Origin of the sequence: Planococcus maitriensis, from assembly GCF_003289925.1 — a bacterium.
GTDB classification, from domain to species: domain Bacteria; phylum Bacillota; class Bacilli; order Bacillales_A; family Planococcaceae; genus Planococcus; species Planococcus maitriensis.
The window spans coordinates 20,878-37,798 of the sequence record NZ_QLZQ01000010.1; the positions used below are offsets into that span (position 1 = coordinate 20,878).

General features: G+C 49.3%; 15 protein-coding genes. All 15 read right to left on the minus strand.

What is annotated here, in order from left to right; all coding sequences use genetic code 11:
- Positions 1-17: 17 nt before the first annotated feature.
- The 15 genes from rplC to rpsL all read right to left on the minus strand — a co-directional run bounded on the left by rplC (position 18) and on the right by rpsL (position 16,778).
- Positions 18-647 carry a 50S ribosomal protein L3 gene (rplC, locus tag DP119_RS15145; RefSeq protein ID WP_058382164.1) on the minus strand — a complete coding sequence of 210 codons (630 nt, stop codon included), beginning with the start codon at positions 645-647 and terminating at the stop codon, positions 18-20.
- 49 nt (positions 648-696) lie between these two features.
- Positions 697-1,005, minus strand: coding sequence for a 30S ribosomal protein S10 (rpsJ, locus tag DP119_RS15150; protein WP_068459695.1), 309 nt, complete (start codon positions 1,003-1,005; stop codon positions 697-699).
- Between the two features lie 256 nt (positions 1,006-1,261).
- The gene (locus DP119_RS15155) at positions 1,262-2,590 is read right to left on the minus strand and encodes a Na+/H+ antiporter family protein (protein WP_112233924.1); all 1,329 of its coding nucleotides are present in this window, start codon (positions 2,588-2,590) and stop codon (positions 1,262-1,264) included.
- A gap of 143 nt (positions 2,591-2,733) precedes the next feature.
- Entirely contained in the window at positions 2,734-3,327 is a 594-nt protein-coding gene (gene leuD / locus DP119_RS15160; protein WP_112233925.1) for a 3-isopropylmalate dehydratase small subunit, read from the minus strand.
- 18 nt (positions 3,328-3,345) lie between these two features.
- Positions 3,346-4,764 carry a 3-isopropylmalate dehydratase large subunit gene (gene leuC, locus DP119_RS15165; RefSeq protein WP_112233926.1) on the minus strand — a complete coding sequence of 473 codons (1,419 nt, stop codon included), beginning with the start codon at positions 4,762-4,764 and terminating at the stop codon, positions 3,346-3,348.
- Between the two features lie 19 nt (positions 4,765-4,783).
- Positions 4,784-5,884 (minus strand): 3-isopropylmalate dehydrogenase, encoded by a 1,101-nt coding sequence (gene leuB, locus DP119_RS15170; RefSeq protein WP_112233927.1) that lies wholly within the window; start codon positions 5,882-5,884, stop codon positions 4,784-4,786.
- A gap of 29 nt (positions 5,885-5,913) precedes the next feature.
- Positions 5,914-7,455: a 2-isopropylmalate synthase gene (locus DP119_RS15175; protein ID WP_112233928.1), complete on the minus strand. Its 1,542-nt coding sequence runs from the start codon at positions 7,453-7,455 to the stop codon at positions 5,914-5,916.
- A complete protein-coding gene (gene ilvC, locus DP119_RS15180; protein ID WP_112233929.1) occupies positions 7,442-8,470 on the minus strand; it encodes a ketol-acid reductoisomerase in 1,029 nt (342 codons plus the stop codon). Before ilvC ends, DP119_RS15175 begins: the two co-directional genes overlap by 14 nt.
- Positions 8,471-8,504: 34 nt before the next feature.
- Positions 8,505-9,017: an acetolactate synthase small subunit gene (gene ilvN / locus DP119_RS15185; RefSeq protein WP_112233930.1), complete on the minus strand. Its 513-nt coding sequence runs from the start codon at positions 9,015-9,017 to the stop codon at positions 8,505-8,507.
- Positions 9,014-10,747, minus strand: coding sequence for a biosynthetic-type acetolactate synthase large subunit (ilvB, locus tag DP119_RS15190; RefSeq protein WP_112233931.1), 1,734 nt, complete (start codon positions 10,745-10,747; stop codon positions 9,014-9,016). Before ilvB ends, ilvN begins: the two co-directional genes overlap by 4 nt.
- 339 nt (positions 10,748-11,086) lie before the next feature.
- Entirely contained in the window at positions 11,087-11,989 is a 903-nt protein-coding gene (gene ilvE / locus DP119_RS15195; protein ID WP_112233932.1) for a branched-chain-amino-acid transaminase, read from the minus strand.
- A gap of 422 nt (positions 11,990-12,411) precedes the next feature.
- A complete protein-coding gene (tuf, locus tag DP119_RS15200) occupies positions 12,412-13,599 on the minus strand; it encodes an elongation factor Tu (RefSeq protein ID WP_068871334.1) in 1,188 nt (395 codons plus the stop codon).
- Positions 13,600-13,714: 115 nt separating this feature from the next.
- Positions 13,715-15,793, minus strand: a complete 2,079-nt coding sequence (gene fusA / locus DP119_RS15205; RefSeq protein WP_112233933.1) for an elongation factor G — start codon at positions 15,791-15,793, stop codon at positions 13,715-13,717.
- A 50-nt stretch (positions 15,794-15,843) separates the two neighbouring features.
- Positions 15,844-16,314 (minus strand): 30S ribosomal protein S7, encoded by a 471-nt coding sequence (gene rpsG, locus DP119_RS15210; RefSeq protein ID WP_058382176.1) that lies wholly within the window; start codon positions 16,312-16,314, stop codon positions 15,844-15,846.
- Positions 16,315-16,358: 44 nt separating this feature from the next.
- Entirely contained in the window at positions 16,359-16,778 is a 420-nt protein-coding gene (gene rpsL / locus DP119_RS15215) for a 30S ribosomal protein S12 (RefSeq protein ID WP_112233934.1), read from the minus strand.
- Between the last annotated feature and the right edge of the window lie 143 nt (positions 16,779-16,921).

Sequence of the window (16,921 nt, forward strand, 5' to 3'; positions counted from 1 at the left end):
CCTTTCTTCAAATGTGATTAGTTAGCTTTGATAGCCGACTTAACACGGATTAGTGATTTACGTGCGCCAGGAACATTCCCTTTAATAAGAAGCAAGTTGCGCTCAGCATCCACTTTCACGATGTGAAGGTTTTGGATAGTGACCGTGTTGCCGCCCATTTGACCAGGCAATTTCTTCTGTTTGAATACGCGGTTCGGAGCAACAGGCCCCATTGAACCAGGACGACGGTGGTAGCGTGAACCGTGAGTCATTGGTCCGCGTGATTGTCCGTGGCGTTTGATAACACCTTGGAAACCTTTACCTTTCGTAGTTCCTGTTACATCTACTACATCGCCTTCTGCGAATACATCTACTTTGACTTCCTGACCAATCTCGTAATCAGCTAAGTTTACATTGCGAAGTTCGCGAATGAAGCGCTTAGGAGCAGTGTTTGCTTTTGCTACGTGGCCTTTCTCTGGTTTGTTCGAAAGCTTTTCGCGTTTGTCATCAAAACCAAGTTGTACCGATTCGTAGCCATCCACTTCAACTGTTTTTTTCTGAAGCACTACGTTTGGAGCAGCTTCGATTACAGTTACAGGGATCAAATCACCGTTCTCAGCAAAAACTTGCGTCATACCGATTTTTCTACCTAAGATTCCTTTGGTCATGTCGTCACACCTCCTGCAAAATTTTATGTTTTTTATTTTCGTTTACCAATTATAGTTTGATTTCAATATCAACGCCGGATGGTAGATCCAGTTTCATTAGCGCGTCAACTGTCTGTGGTGTCGGGTTAACGATATCGATCAGACGTTTGTGTGTGCGCATTTCGAATTGTTCGCGAGCATCTTTGTATTTGTGGACAGCTCGCAAGATTGTGTAAACGGACTTTTCTGTCGGCAACGGTATCGGACCTGATACGCTAGCACCTGAACGTTTAGCAGTTTCAACAATCTTCTCAGCAGACTGATCCAGGATTCTGTGATCATATGCTTTCAAACGGATACGAATTTTTTGTTTTGCCATTATTTTCCCTCCCTTTTCGCCTATTTTTGGGATAGACTTCTCCACGAAAATTTTCCTCACACTCGCCATGGCAAAGCGGCCGGGTGTGTCGGTAACCTCTCGCTTCTTCGCAGTCAAAGACCAACATTCACCATTATACAAAATAAAAAAGAATTCCGCAAGACTTTGCACGAAATTCTTTTTCATTCGCTTTTACTAGTATAGCAGGATTCTTTTCAGTTTCAACCGATACGGTAATAGTCGAAATCTTTCGGACTCAGCTTAAAAACATGACGGCAATCCAGCCGAATAACACGAGCGGGATATTGTAATGGATGAAGGTCGGGACGACTGTATCCCAGATATGGTTATGCTGGCCGTCGACGTTCAAGCCCGCTGTCGGCCCGAGTGTCGAGTCGGAAGCAGGCGACCCGGCATCGCCGAGCGCACCCGCTGTCCCGATCAAGGCAATGATCGCGAGCGTCGAGAATCCGAACTCGACACTGAGCGGGACGAATATCGCCGCGATGATCGGAATCGTCGAGAACGAAGAACCGATGCCCATCGTGACGAACAAGCCGACGATCAGCATGGCAAGTGCCGCTAGGCCTTTATTGTCGCCGAAGATATTCGCTGCATTCTCGACCAAGGTGTCGATCGCGCCTGTCGCTTGGATGACCGAAGCAAACCCGTTCGCCGAGATCATGACGAACCCGATGAATGCCATCATCCGCATCCCCGCCGTCAGGACATCGTCCGCTTCTTTCCATTTCATTGCACCGAAGACGTAGAGGATCAAAATGCCGGCGAGCGCACCGATGATCATCGAGTCGCTTTGGATCTGCGCAAAGAGTGCTGCGATCAAAGCGATGACCGTTACGATGATATCTTTTACGGAAGCGGTCCGTTTCGGAGTTTCTTCTATAATAGTAGCTGCTTCCACCGCCCGGTAATCACGCGGCTTGCGGTAAGAAACGAAGACCGCAATAACTAGGCCGAGGAATAGGCCTGCGACCGGCAGCGCCATCGCTTTCGGGATATCCGCCATATCGATCGGCATGCCTGCAAGTTCCATCTGCGTGGCGAGAATCTCGTGGAAAATCAGACCGAAGCCATACGGCAATAAAATATACGGTGCCGTCAGGCCGAATGTCAGGACCGAGGCGATGAGGCGGCGGTCGATGCGCAGCTCATTCAAGATGTGCAGGATCGGCGGAACCAAGAGCGGGATAAAGGCGATGTGGATTGGGATCAAGTTTTGCGAGAAGATCGCCATCGCGAACAGCGCAAAGATAATGAGCGCTTTCGCCAAGTTCTCGCGCGTCGCCTCCCCGTCTTTATTGACCAGTCTTAGCACGCCCGCAACGAGCAGCTCCGGTATGCCGGTGCGCGAAATCGCAACGGCGAATCCGCCGAGCATGGCGTAGCTGAGGGCAATAGTCGCCCCCGCGCCGAGACCGTCTGTATAGGAAGTAAGCGTTTCAGTGAAGCTTAGTCCCCCGCTTAGCCCTCCGGCGAGTGCGCCGATCAATAAGGCGAAGACGACATTGACCCGGAGCAGGCTCAATATGAGCATCACTAAAACTGCGATAATAACTGCATTCATTGTTCATTTCTCCTTTAGTTTGCTAAAGCGTTAAAGCACTTTACTAAAGTAACAAATCTGCACAATGATGTCAACACAGCAAAACCGCTCCCCAACGGCACTAAAAAACCGCTCTCAGCCCGAGGGCAAAGAGCGGGGGTTATTTATTGTGCTTGTTGCATCTTTTCTTCATATGCCTGGATATAGGAGTCGTATTGAATGGTCAAGGCAATCTCATCCCAGCCATTCAGCAACATCTCTTTCCAGTACGGATCGATATCGAATGAATAGCTTACGCCGTCTTCTGCTGTCACCGTCTGGTTTTTCAAGTCGACATCAAGGCGGTAGGGGGACTGTTTGCCTTTTTCAAGCAAGACAGCCACTTCCGCTTCTTCCAGGCGGATCGGCAGGATGCCGTTCTTCACGCAGTTATTATAGAAGATATCCGCATAGCTAGGCGCGATGACGACACGGAATCCATAGTCCAGAATGGCCCACGGCGCGTGTTCACGGGAGGAACCGCAGCCGAAGTTTTCTTGTGCCACAAGGATCTCGGAATGTTGGAAGCGCGGGTCGTTCAAGACAAAGTCTTTATTCGGTGTGCCATCGGCGTTAAAACGCCAATGGTAGAACAAAAACTCCCCGAATCCCGTACGTTCGATGCGCTTGAGGAATTCCTTTGAAATAATCTGGTCCGTATCGACGTTTTTGCGGTCGAGCGGCGTCAAGACGCTCGAAATTTCATTGATGGGTTTCACATTCAGTTCCTCCTTCCGCTATGCCGAGGGCACAGGTTCTTTCATATAGTTGCGGACATCAGTCAAATGCCCTTCGATCGCAGCAGCCGCCGCCATGACTGGTGATACCAAATGCGTCATGGAGCCGGCCCCTTGGCGCCCTTCAAAGTTGCGGTTCGACGTGGAAGCGCAGCGCTCGCCCGCAGGTACAGCGTCCTCATTCATCGCGAGGCACATGCTGCAGCCTGTTTCGCGCCATTCAAAACCTGCTTGCAGGAACACCTGGTCAAGCCCTTCCGCTTCGGCTGCGCGTTTCACGGTTTCCGATCCCGGCACAACAATTGCGGTGACTGACGGATGTACCGTTCTGCCTTTGACGATCTCACTCGCTGCCCGCAAATCGCTCAGGCGGGCATTTGTGCAAGAGCCGATAAAGACGTGCTGGATCGCGATGGAAGAGAGCGGAGCGCCTTCTTCCAATTGCATATAAGCAAGCGCCTGGCGCAAGGCATCTTTATCTTCCTGCTTGTCGTAATCCGCCGCTTTCGGCACGCTTTCGGCAATGCCTGAACCCATGGATGGGTTCGTGCCCCAGGTGACGAACGGAGAAATGTCATCGGCATGGATCGTGTGCGACACATCATAGCTTGCGCCTTCATCTGTCGCCAGTGCCAGCCAGCGCCCGGCTTCTTTTTCGAACGCTTCGCCTTCCGGGACGTTTCTTCTGCCGCGCAAATACTCGACCGTCGTTTCATCTGGGCTGACAAGCCCGGCGCGCGCGCCCGCTTCGATGGACATATTGCAGATGGTCATGCGTTCTTCCATCGACAAATTGCGGATCGCTTCGCCGGTGTATTCAATGATATGCCCTGTCCCCATATCGACCCCGAACTTCGAGATGACGGCGAGGATGACGTCTTTCGCGGAAACGCCGAAACCAAGTTCGCCATCGATGCGGATTTCCATCGTTTTCGGCTTGGATTGCCAAAGCGTTTGCGTCGACAATACATGCTCCACTTCACTCGTCCCGATACCGAACGCCAAAGCGCCGAAGGCCCCGTGCGTGGACGTATGGCTGTCGCCGCAGACGATTGTCTTGCCCGGCTGCGTAAGGCCGAGTTCCGGCCCGATAACATGGACGATGCCCTGGTCCGGGTGGTTGATGCCCGCGAGTGGCACCCCGAACTCGTCGCAGTTTTCCTGAAGCGTCTTGATTTGCTTGCGGGAAATGGGGTCTTTGATCACCGAGCGGTTGCGCGTCGGCACGTTATGGTCCATCGTCGCAAAGCACAGATCGGGACGCCGCACTTTTCGGCCATTCAAGCGCAAGCCTTCAAATGCCTGCGGGGAGGTGACTTCATGCAAGAGATGAAGGTCGATATACAACAGGTCGGGTTTTCCCGGCTCTTCGAATACAATATGCTGTTCCCAGATTTTTTCAATAATCGTTTTTGCCATAGCAGAATGCCCCTTCCATTTACACGTAGGAAAACATGATGTGTTCCGACACCAATTCCCGTTCCAATTCTTCGATTACTTTTTCCACGAAGCGTTCTGTCGAGATGACTTTATTGCCGCAAGCTGACAAATCGCCTGTGCAATAGCCGTCATCCAATACGCTCATGACTGCTTCTTCGATGGCCGATGCTTCCGAATCCATCTCGAACGATTGGCGCAGCATCATCGCTGCCGATAACATCGCCGCAGATGGGTTCGCTTTGTTTTGGCCGGCGATGTCCGGTGCCGAGCCGTGTACCGGTTCGTACAAGCCGAAGCCGTCGGAACGGATGCTTGCGGACGGCAGCATGCCAAGCGACCCGGTGATGACCGACCCTTCGTCACTCAAGATATCGCCGAACATGTTCTCTGTCACCATGACGTCGAATGCACGCGGGTTCGTGATCAATTTCATCGCCGCTGCATCAACCAGCATATGCTCGACTTCTACGTCCGGATAGCCCGCTTTGCGTTCTTCAACGACTTTTCTCCATAGCTTACTGGATTCCAAAACGTTCGCTTTGTCGACGGATGTCAATTTGCCGCGGCGTGAACGGGCCATTTCAAATGCCTGGTCGACAATGCGTTCGATTTCCGCCCGTGTATAGACAAGTGTATCGACTGCTGATTTTTCATTATGGCGCTTCGGCTCCCCGAAGTACAAACCGCCAGTCAGTTCGCGGACGATGACCATATCCACTTCACGCGCGATCTCTTCTTTTAACGGCGAAGAACCGAGAAGTGCCGGCACCGCTTTTACCGGGCGGACATTAGCAAACAAATCAAAGTGTTTACGGATATTCAAAAGCCCTTTTTCCGGGCGCTGTTCTGCTGGGTTATTGTCCCATTTCGGGCCGCCGACCGCACCGAGGAGGATCGCATCACTGGCTTCACACGCTTCGATGGTTTCTTTCGGCAACGGGCTGCCGGCATGATCGACCGCCGCTCCCCCGATCTCCGCGAATTTCCAATGGAATGTGTGCCCATAGCGCATCGCAATGGATTTCAGCACCTTTACTGCCGCCTCTGTTACTTCTGGTCCGATGCCGTCTCCTGGCAATACTGCGATTGTCTTTTCCATAGTAATTCCTCCTCTGTGGGTTTGCTTTTTTATACGGCTTGAATCTTTGTTTTGTTTCCTTTTTTCACCAGCTGGCGGTTCACTGCATTGAAATAAGCCTTCGCGGTCGCTTCTAGGACGTCTTGCGCGACGTCGCGGCCTGTGACGGTCTCCCCGTCATAGCTCATGTTGATGACTGCTTCACCAAGTGCATCACGGCCTTTGCCGATCGATGTCACCCGGTAGTCCAGGATGTGCACTTTTCCTTCGACGATGCGTTCAAGTGTATTGAATATCGCTTCGACAGAACCGGAGCCGGTTGCCGCTTCGTGGATCATGGTGCCGTCCGGGCCAATGGCGGATGCTGTAGCCGTTGGGATATTCGCTGTGCCGTATTGCACCTGCACGCTTTCAAGTTCGTATACCGGTGTTTCGCTATCATTGATCTGCTGGTCGGTTAACAAGACGAACAAATCGTCTTCTGTAATCTGCTTTTTGCGGTCGGCGAGTTTCTTGAACTCGATGAATGCTTCATTCAATTTAGCGTCAGGCAACTCGAAGCCCATCTTCACCGCACGGTCGCGGAATGCGTGCCGTCCGGAATGTTTGCCAAGCACCAGTTCAGTTGCCGCATCGCCGATCAATTCGGGCGTGATGATTTCATATGTCAGCGGGTTTTTCAGCATACCGTCCTGGTGGATGCCTGATTCATGCGCAAAAGCGTTCTTCCCGACCACTGCTTTATTCGGCTGGATGATGCTGCCGGTCAATTGGCTGACCAATTGGCTCGAGCGTTTGATTTCGTTTAAATTAATGCCCGTTTCGATTTCATAAAATTGCTTACGGATATGGAGCGCCACCGCAATTTCTTCCAATGCGACGTTCCCTGCGCGTTCACCGATGCCGTTGATCGTGCCTTCAACTTGTGTCGCGCCGTTTTCAATCGCAGCAAGCGTATTTGCTGTCGCCATGCCCAGATCGTTGTGGCAATGCGCAGAAAGCTTGACGTTCTCGATGCCCGGCACGTTTTCCGTCATATAACGGAACATCGCACCGTATTCTTCCGGTGTCGCATAACCGACTGTATCCGGCAAATTGACTGTCGTAGCGCCTGCTTCGATCACTTTCTTGATGATGTAAGCCAAGAATTCAGGGTCGGACCTTGAAGCATCTTCCGCTGACCACTGGACGAGCGGGAAGAATTTTTTCGCATAGCGGACAGATTCGACGGCGATGTCGACGACCTGTTCCGGTGTTTTCATCAATTTATGTTCCATGTGGATGGGCGATGTCGCCAAGAAGATGTGGATATGCGGTTGTTCCGCTCCCTTCAAGGCTTCCCATGTCCGGTCGATATCCGCTTTCATGGAGCGGGACAGTCCCGTTACGATAGAGTTCTTCACCGTACCGGCTATCCGCTGCACTGCGTCGAAGTCTCCTGGCGATGAAGCCGGGAACCCCGATTCGATAATCGTCACGCCTAGACGTTCGAGCTGGCGGGCGATTTCGATTTTCTCAGCTGTATTCAAGTTGATCCCGGCCGACTGTTCTCCGTCCCGTAGTGTCGTATCGAAAATATCAATTTGAGACATTAGCAGCCACCTCTTTTGGTTTTTTATTTTCATTGACGAATGGCATCATGGCGCGCAACTCGCGACCGACTTGTTCGATTTGGTGTTCCGCTTCCGCGTTTTCGATCGCCGTGAATTCCGGTCGGTTCAATTGGTTCTCAAGCAGCCAGCCTTTAGCGAACTTGCCGGTTTGGATATCCGTCAATACATCTTTCATGCGGGCTTTTGTATCGGCATCGACAATGCGCGGGCCGGATACGAAATCACCCCATTGTGCTGTATCGGAAATCGAATAGCGCATGCCGGACATGCCCCCTTCGTACATGAGGTCAACAATCAATTTCAGTTCGTGCAAGCATTCGAAGTATGCCAGTTCCGGCTGATAGCCTGCTTCCACCAAAGTTTCGAATCCGGCTTTGACGAGTGAAGTCACCCCGCCGCAAAGAACGGCTTGTTCACCGAATAGATCCGTTTCTGTTTCTTCCTTGAACGTTGTCTCGAGGATTCCGGCACGGGCAGCGCCGACGCCTTTTGCGTAAGCTAAAGCGGTATCTTTTGCATTGCCGGATACATCTTGATGTACCGCGAACAACGCCGGTACGCCCGCTCCTGCTTCGAAAGTTCTGCGGACAAGATGTCCCGGGCCTTTAGGGGCGACAAGGAACACGTCCACATCTTTAGGCGGCACGATTTGGTTGAAATGAACATTGAACCCGTGTGCGAAGACGAGTGATTTTCCAGCCGTTAGATGCGGCTTGATCGACTCTTCATAGATTTGCGTCTGGCGCTCATCCGGCACGAGTACCATGATGACATCTCCTGCTTGCGCCGCTTCCGCTACTGTCGCCACTTCCAGACCGTCTGCTTTTGCCTGGTCGAATGATTTTCCAGGTCTTACGCCGACCACTACTTTGAAGCCAGAATCATTTAAGTTCTGTGCGTGGGCATGCCCTTGTGAACCGTAGCCGATCACCGCGATTGTCTGCCCTTTTAAAGCCTGCTCGTTTACGTCTTGGTTATAATACATTTTTGCCATTTTTAATTTCCTCCTCGGGTTTGGGTTTTTATTTTTATAGGATGTTCAATTGCGGTGTATGGGCTTTTTGTGTTTCCCTGACAAAAGCGGATACCCCGGTTCTTGTTAATTCTTTGATGCCGTATGGCTTCATTAAATCGATGAAGGCTTCGATTTTTTCGGGATCGCCTGTTACTTGGAATGTGGTAACGTTTTTACTCATATCGACCACTGTCGCACGGAACGGTTCCACGATGCTGTAAATCTCGCTGCGCGCTGCCGGCGGTGCGACCACTTTGATCAAGGCGAGTTCCCTCATGACCATCGCTTTGTCTGTTATGTCGTTCACTTTCAAGACATCAATTTGTTTTTGCAGCTGCTTGAGCAACTGTTCGAGTTTTCGTTCATCTTCCACATTGACGACAAATGTCATTTTGGAAATACCTGCTTGCTCGGTATGGCCGACTGAAATGCTTTCAATATTGAATTGGCGTTTCATCAATAGCCCTGTGACACGGTTCAAGACGCCGCTCTGGTTGATTACCGTCGTTGTGATTACTCGCTTCATTCGCCTTTCACTCCGATCATTTCGTTGAGCCCTTTGCCTGGCGCCACCATCGGGTATACGCATTCGAGCTGGATTACCCGGCAATCAATGAGCGCTGGGCCATCTGATTCAAACGCTTTTTTGAACACTTCTTCCGCTTCTTCCATCGTTTCGACCTTATAGCCGTCGAGATCATAAGCGGCTGCCAGTTTCACGAAATCGGGCTGCACCGGCATCATCGATTGGGAATAACGTTCCTCGTAGAAGGTTTCCTGCCACTGGCGAACCATCCCGAGGCTTTGATTGTTCAGGATGACGATTTTCACTGGCAACCGGTATTCCTGCAATAGCGACAATTCCTGCATCGTCATCTGGAAACCGGCATCGCCGACGACTGCAACGACCGTTTCTTCCGGTCTTGCGAACTTCGCCCCGATCGCTGCCGGGAAGCCGAAGCCCATCGTTCCAAGGCCACCGGATGTCACCCAGTTATGCGGGTTATTGAAGCGGTAATACTGAGCCGTCCACATTTGGTGCTGGCCGACATCCGTCGTCACGATGGCATCGCCCCCCGTCAAACAGTGGATCAACTCGACGGCTTGCTGGGGCATGATGCCCTGGCGCTCTTTTTGGTGATACTGAAGCGGGTAAGCTTCTTGGTAGGCATTAAGCTTGATGCGCCATTCTTCTGTATTCGGGCTTTCGAAATTGCTCTTCAACAGCTCAACCAAAGCCGCTTTAGCATCTGACACGATCGGGATGGCTGTCGGGACGTTCTTTCCGATTTCCGCCGGATCGATGTCGATATGGATAACTTCCGCATTCGGTGCAAATGATGCCAAGTTGCCGGTGAGCCTGTCGTCAAAGCGGGCCCCGATATTCATTAGCACATCGCATTCACAAATTGCCGTGTTCGCTGCATATGTTCCGTGCATGCCCCCCATGCCGAGGAACAATTCATGATCGCCTCCGACTGTTCCAAGCCCCAGCAAGGTATTCACAATCGGGATTTGGTGGTGTTCCGCGAAGGCTTGAAGCTCTTCTGAAGCTCTCGCTGCAAGTACCCCAGCACCGGCGAGAATCACCGGCTTTTTCGCTTCGGACAGCAATTGCACTGCTTTTTGGATCTGCAGATAATTCGGCGAGATGGTCGGTTGATAGCCTGGCAAGTAAACATCCGCATCCGCTTGTTCTTCACTTCCGGCAAATAGCATCGTGGACACGTCCTTCGGGATATCGACGACGACCGGTCCCGGACGCCCTGTCGAAGCGATAAAGAATGCTTCCTTGATGATCCGGGGCAAGTCTTCCGCTTTTTTCACCTGGTAATTGTGTTTCGTGATCGGCTGTGTGATGCTGACGATGTCTGCTTCCTGGAAAGCATCGGTTCCGATGACCGATGTAGCAACTTGCCCAGTGAAGACGACGAGCGGCAATGAATCGAGCATCGCATCTGCAATGCCTGTAACAAGGTTCGTGGCCCCAGGCCCAGACGTTGCAATGACCACTCCCGCTTTCCCGGATACTCTGGCGTAACCTTCCGCTGCATGGATCGCGCCTTGTTCATGTCTAGCTAATATGTGGCGGATCGGGTTTCGATGCAAGGCATCGTAGATTGGCAGAACCGCGCCTCCCGGGTAGCCAAAAATGATCTCAACACCCTGCTGTTTCAATGATTGAATTAATACGTCCGCCCCGCTGCCGGATAATCCTTGTTTGAGTTCTTCTCTGACCTTTACGTTTACTCCCAATCTTTCCGCCTCCTTCTTCTTAAGTCTTCGGAAGTGCCAAATGAAAAAGCTTTTCCATCCCTACACAAAGAAGACCTCTTCTTTGCATAGGGATGAAAAAGCTTCATGGTACCACCCTATTTCGCTGCGAGCTGCAGCCTCATGGATAATTTCTTATCCGTTGATAACGATAACCCGTCGCTTGCAGTTACCGGAAACACCTAGAAGGCCGAAGCCGTTCAGCATTCCACTCAGAGGGGATGTCGCATCTGGCAGCATTGCCGGCTTCCACCGCCCCGGCTCTCTGTAAATGCTGTGTTCCATTTGCTTTAACCTCGTCATTGAATTGATTGTATGAATTTATACTGCATTCAGATGTTCTTCGTTGTAAACTTTGACGCCATCTTGCTGCACCAATTCCCGGAACGCTTCCAGAAGGTCATTAGTGACAGGCCCTGGCTTGCCATCACCGATTACGCGTCCATCCACTTTAATGACGGCGATGACCTCTGCGGCCGTCCCAGTCAGGAATACTTCATCTGCAACATAGACATCGTGTCTTGTAAAGACGCCCTCTTCGATTTGATAGCCTTTTTCAGCAGCCACTTCCATGATCGCGTTGCGTGTAATTCCTTCAAGCGCTCCCACATAACCGGGAGGCGTCAGCAATTTGTTTTTGCGGACGATGAAGATATTATCGGCAGACCCTTCAGCCACATAGCCTTGATCGTTCAGCATCAGCGCTTCAGAAACACCAGCGAGACTCGCTTCGATTTTTACGAGGATATTGTTCATATAGTTGAGTGATTTCACTTTCGGGCTAAGGACGTCTGAACGGCTTCTTCTTGAAGCGACCGAGACGATTTCAATGCCGCTGTCGTACAAGGCTTTCGGGAATAAAGAGAGCGGCTCTGCAATAACGATGACATTCGGCTTTGCACAGCTGAATGGATCGAGCCCTAAATTTCCGACACCGCGTGAGACGACTAAGCGGATATAAGCATCTTTCAATTTGTTTTGCCGGAGTGTTTCCACAACCAGCTGCGTCATTTCTTCGAAAGTGTGCGGAATTTCAAGCATCACTGATTTAGCCGAATCGTAAAGACGCTCAAGATGCTCTTCTAAGCGAAAGACATTTCCGTTGTAAGAACGAATGCCTTCGAAGACTCCATCGCCGTAGAGGAAGCCATGATCATAAACTGAAACCTTGGCATCTTCCTTTTTTACAAATTCACCATTCATATAGATTACTTGTTCAGTCATGATGTCCACTTCTTTCTCCGAAATTTTTTTATGAAGATTAGCGCTGTAAATGCTTTGTTCTGTTAAATTGTTGCTATCATATCGCCTATTCCAAAGGGTGTCAACAAACAAAATGAGATTTTTTTGCTAATTCTGAACATTGAAATCATTTGTATCCGTTTACATTGTTGTTGCAGCGCGGTTTGGAATGTTTTTAAAAAAGTTTGAATATTTTATGAAAATGCGATATATTGCGTACGAAAAATAGAAAAGCCCGATGATTCTTTTTCATTTTAGTCAAATGACCATCGATTAATGCACGGATCTTCCGGATTATAATCCACAGGATTCAGCAATATCGTCACGAAATGTTCAATTTCATTTGAAAAAGAACACAAAAAACCCCCTAACTCATTATGAGTTAGGGGGTTCGCGAAAGCGAATTACTTCTGGATAGAAGCTACAACGCCAGCGCCTACAGTACGTCCACCCTCACGGATAGAGAACTTAGTACCTTCTTCAAGCGCGATTGGTGAGATAAGCTCAACATCCATTTCGATGTTGTCGCCAGGCATAACCATTTCTACGCCTTCAGGAAGGTTACAAACGCCAGTTACGTCAGTTGTACGGAAGTAGAACTGCGGACGGTAGTTTGTGAAGAATGGAGTGTGACGTCCACCCTCTTCTTTTGAAAGAACATAAACTTCAGCTTTGAAGTTTGTGTGTGGAGTGATTGAGCCTGGTTTAGCAAGAACTTGTCCACGCTGAACGTCGTCACGGGAAATACCGCGAAGAAGTGCGCCGATGTTGTCGCCAGCTTCAGCATAGTCAAGCAATTTGCGGAACATTTCTACACCTGTAACAGTTGTAGATTTTGGTTCTTCAGTAAGACCGATGATGTCAACGTTGTCGCCGACTTTGATTTGTCCACGCTCAACACGTCCAGTTGCAACTGTACCACGGCCAGTGATTGAGAATACGTCCTCAACTGGCATCATGAATGGTTTGTCAGTGTCGCGCTCTGGAGTTGGGATGTACTCATCAACTGCAGCCATCAATTCAAGAATTTTTTCTTCCCACTCTGGCTCTCCTTCAAGAGCTTTAAGAGCAGAACCTTTGATGACTGGGATGTCATCGCCAGGGAAGTCATATTCAGACAATAGGTCGCGAACTTCCATTTCAACTAGCTCAAGAAGCTCTTCGTCGTCTACCATGTCGCATTTGTTCATGAATACTACAAGGTAAGGTACGCCTACTTGACGTGAAAGCAAGATGTGCTCACGAGTTTGTGGCATTGGGCCGTCAGCAGCAGATACTACTAGGATCCCGCCGTCCATTTGTGCAGCACCAGTGATCATGTTTTTAACATAGTCAGCGTGACCTGGGCAGTCAACGTGTGCATAGTGGCGTGTTTCAGTTTCGTACTCAACGTGAGAAGTGTTGATTGTGATACCGCGCTCTTTTTCTTCAGGTGCGTTATCGATTTGGTCGTAAGAACGAGCTTCCCCGCCTGATGCTCTAGCAAGAACTGTAGCGATTGCTGCAGTCAAAGTTGTTTTACCATGGTCAACGTGTCCGATTGTACCAATGTTAGCGTGTGTTTTAGAACGGTCAAATTTAGCTTTACCCATTAGAAAAATCCTCCTCAGAATGTAAGTTAATAGTAGTAGTTTGATCACCCAACATGCAGCAAGCTGCATGTTGGGCATACAAACTATTTATACTTGATTAAAGGTCAAAATTCAATTATTGGCCTTTATTTTTCTTGATAATTTCTTCAGCGATGGATTTCGGCACTTCTTCATAGTGGTCGAAGTGCATAGAGAACACACCGCGTCCTTGCGTGTTAGAACGCAAGTTTGTTGCATAACCGAACATTTCAGAAAGTGGAACCATTGCACGGACAACTTGCGCGTTTCCGCGAGCGTCCATACCTTCTACGCGTCCACGGCGTGACGTAACGTCACCCATGATATCGCCAAGGTATTCCTCAGGGATTACAATTTCAACTTTCATGAGCGGCTCAAGGATTACCGGGTTAACTTTAGATACAGCGTTTTTAAGTGCCATAGAAGCAGCTACTTTAAACGCCATTTCGTTGGAGTCAACATCATGGTAAGATCCGTCAAACAATTTTGCTTTGATGTCGATCAATGGATAACCGGCAACAACACCGTTATCAAGAGAGTCGCGAAGACCCGCTTCAACTGCTGGGATGTATTCACGTGGAACAACACCACCGACAATAGCATTTTCGAACTCAAAACCAGCGCCTTCTTCGTTTGGAGAGAATTCGATCCAAACGTGTCCGAACTGACCGCGGCCACCGGATTGACGTACAAATTTACCTTCAACTTTAGCAGACTGGCGGAATGTCTCACGGTAAGATACCTGAGGAGCGCCGACATTAGCTTCAACGTTGAATTCGCGTTTCATACGGTCAACTAGGATATCAAGGTGAAGTTCACCCATACCAGCGATGATCGTTTGGCCAGTTTCCTGGTCTGTATGCGCACGGAAAGTTGGGTCTTCTTCTTGCAGTTTTGCAAGGGCTTGGCCCATCTTATCCTGGTCCGCTTTGGATTTCGGCTCTACTGAAAGTGAGATAACCGGTTCCGGGAAGACCATGCGCTCAAGGATTACTTGATCTTTTTCGTCGCATAGCGTATCGCCTGTTGAAGTATCTTTCAAACCGATCGCAGCAGCGATATCTCCGCAATAAACTTCAGCGATCTCTTCACGGGAGTTTGCATGCATTTGCAGGATACGTCCTACACGCTCACGCTTGCCTTTAGAAGAGTTCTGAACGTATGAACCAGATTTCAAAGTACCGGAGTAAACACGGAAGAACGTCAATTTCCCTACATATGGGTCTGTCATTACTTTGAATGCCAGTGCAGAGAACGGCTCGTCTTCGTCCGCTTTACGCAATACTTCTTCTTCTGAATCCGGACGGACCGCTGTCATTGGCGGTACGTCAAGTGGAGATGGAAGGTAGTCAATTACTGCATCAAGCATCAATTGAACCCCTTTGTTTTTGAAAGCAGTTCCGCAAACTACTGGGTAGAACTCAACGTCAAGCGTTCCTTTACGGATTGCAGCTTTAAGTTCGTCAACAGTGATTTCTTCGCCGCCAAGGTATTTTTCCATCAAGTCTTCATCAAGCTCAGCGACTGCTTCTAGCAATTTCGTATGGTATTCTTCCGCTTGCTCTTTGTACTCTTCAGGAATTTCCCCTTCAGTGATTTCAGTTCCCAAATCGTTTGCGTAGAAGCGTGCGTTCATGTTTACAAGGTCAATGATCCCTGAGAACTCATCTTCTGCGCCGATTGGCAATTGAATCGGGTGTGCGTTAGCTTGCAGGCGATCATGAAGAGTGCCTACTGAATACAGGAAGTCTGCACCGATTTTATCCATCTTGTTGATGAATACCAAACGCGGTACTCCGTATGTTGTCGCTTGGCGCCATACAGTTTCTGTTTGTGGTTCAACACCTGATTGGGCATCAAGTACCGTAACAGCACCATCAAGTACGCGCAATGAACGTTCAACTTCAACAGTGAAGTCTACGTGTCCAGGAGTATCGATGATGTTAACGCGGTGGCCTTCCCATGAAGCTGTAGTCGCAGCAGAAGTGATCGTGATTCCACGCTCTTGCTCCTGCTCCATCCAGTCCATTTGAGAAGCACCTTCATGCGTTTCGCCGATTTTGTGAATGCGGCCAGTGTAATACAAAATACGCTCCGTAGTAGTCGTTTTACCGGCATCGATGTGAGCCATGATTCCGATATTACGTGTATGGTCTAAGGAGAACTCTCTAGGCATATGGTCTTTCTCCTTCCGTTTCGAAATAAGATTTTAAGTTTTGCAAGAAATTACCAGCGGTAATGAGCAAATGCTTTGTTGGCTTCTGCCATTTTGTGGATATCTTCGCGTTTTTTAACGGAAGCACCAGTATTGTTGGCAGCATCTAGGATTTCGTTAGCTAGACGCTCTTCCATCGTTTTCTCCCCACGAAGACGTGAGTAGTTCACTAGGTAGCGAAGTCCAAGAGTCGTACGGCGTTCTGGGCGAACTTCAACTGGTACTTGGTAGTTGGCACCACCGACACGGCGAGCGCGAACTTCAAGAACCGGCATGATGTTTTCCAAAGCTTGTTCGAATACTTCGATTGGATCTTTCCCGCTGCGTTCTTTAATTAGTTCGAACGCACCGTAGAGGATCTTTTGAGAAGTACCTCTTTTTCCGTCAACCATCAATTTGTTAATCAAACGAGTTACCAATTTCGAGCTATAAATCGGATCTGGCAACACGTCACGTTTAGCTACAGGACCTTTACGAGGCATGTATGTTCCTCCTTTCAACGAAAACTATCGTTAATTCATTGTTATTATTTTTTTGCTTTAGGGCGTTTTGTTCCATATTTAGAGCGTCCTTGCATACGGCCGTTTACTCCAGCAGTATCAAGTGCGCCACGTACGATATGGTAACGTACACCCGGAAGGTCTTTTACGCGTCCTCCACGGATAAGAACAACACTGTGCTCTTGAAGGTTGTGACCTTCGCCCGGGATGTATGCGTTAACCTCAATTTGGTTTGTCAAACGTACACGCGCATATTTACGCAATGCGGAGTTTGGTTTTTTCGGTGTCATCGTTCCAACACGTGTGCAGACGCCGCGCTTTTGCGGAGAGCTCAAGTCAGTCTGTGACTTCTTGAAGCTGTTATACCCCTTGTTCAACGCTGGTGAGTCTGATTTAGTGCTTTTCGGTTTACGAGGCTTGTTAACCAATTGGTTAATTGTAGGCATCGATTTTTCCTCCTCTCAAAAGGTGTTCTAATACCACATATCCAGGTGGTTCATTTTTGGGTAAAAAACAAAGTCTTTGTGATTTCACACAAAAACCGGTATCCAGTAATGCCATAATGGCTACATCCAGCAAAGCTGAACGC

What these genes read in the sequence shown, in the direction of transcription:
- DP119_RS15155 (WP_112233924.1), bottom strand. Translation starts at nt 2,590, where the DNA reads ATGAATGCAGTTATTATCGCAGTTTTAGTGATGCTCATATTGAGCCTG.
- rpsL (WP_112233934.1), bottom strand. Translation starts at nt 16,778, where the DNA reads ATGCCTACAATTAACCAATTGGTTAACAAGCCTCGTAAACCGAAAAGC.
- leuB (WP_112233927.1), bottom strand. Translation starts at nt 5,884, where the DNA reads ATGGAAAAGACAATCGCAGTATTGCCAGGAGACGGCATCGGACCAGAA.
- tuf (WP_068871334.1), bottom strand. Translation starts at nt 13,599, where the DNA reads ATGGGTAAAGCTAAATTTGACCGTTCTAAAACACACGCTAACATTGGT.
- rplC (WP_058382164.1), bottom strand. Translation starts at nt 647, where the DNA reads ATGACCAAAGGAATCTTAGGTAGAAAAATCGGTATGACGCAAGTTTTT.
- leuC (WP_112233926.1), bottom strand. Translation starts at nt 4,764, where the DNA reads ATGGCAAAAACGATTATTGAAAAAATCTGGGAACAGCATATTGTATTC.
- rpsG (WP_058382176.1), bottom strand. Translation starts at nt 16,314, where the DNA reads ATGCCTCGTAAAGGTCCTGTAGCTAAACGTGACGTGTTGCCAGATCCG.
- rpsJ (WP_068459695.1), bottom strand. Translation starts at nt 1,005, where the DNA reads ATGGCAAAACAAAAAATTCGTATCCGTTTGAAAGCATATGATCACAGA.
- ilvC (WP_112233929.1), bottom strand. Translation starts at nt 8,470, where the DNA reads ATGGCAAAAATGTATTATAACCAAGACGTAAACGAGCAGGCTTTAAAA.
- DP119_RS15175 (WP_112233928.1), bottom strand. Translation starts at nt 7,455, where the DNA reads ATGTCTCAAATTGATATTTTCGATACGACACTACGGGACGGAGAACAG.
- fusA (WP_112233933.1), bottom strand. Translation starts at nt 15,793, where the DNA reads ATGCCTAGAGAGTTCTCCTTAGACCATACACGTAATATCGGAATCATG.
- ilvE (WP_112233932.1), bottom strand. Translation starts at nt 11,989, where the DNA reads ATGACTGAACAAGTAATCTATATGAATGGTGAATTTGTAAAAAAGGAA.
- ilvN (WP_112233930.1), bottom strand. Translation starts at nt 9,017, where the DNA reads ATGAAGCGAGTAATCACAACGACGGTAATCAACCAGAGCGGCGTCTTG.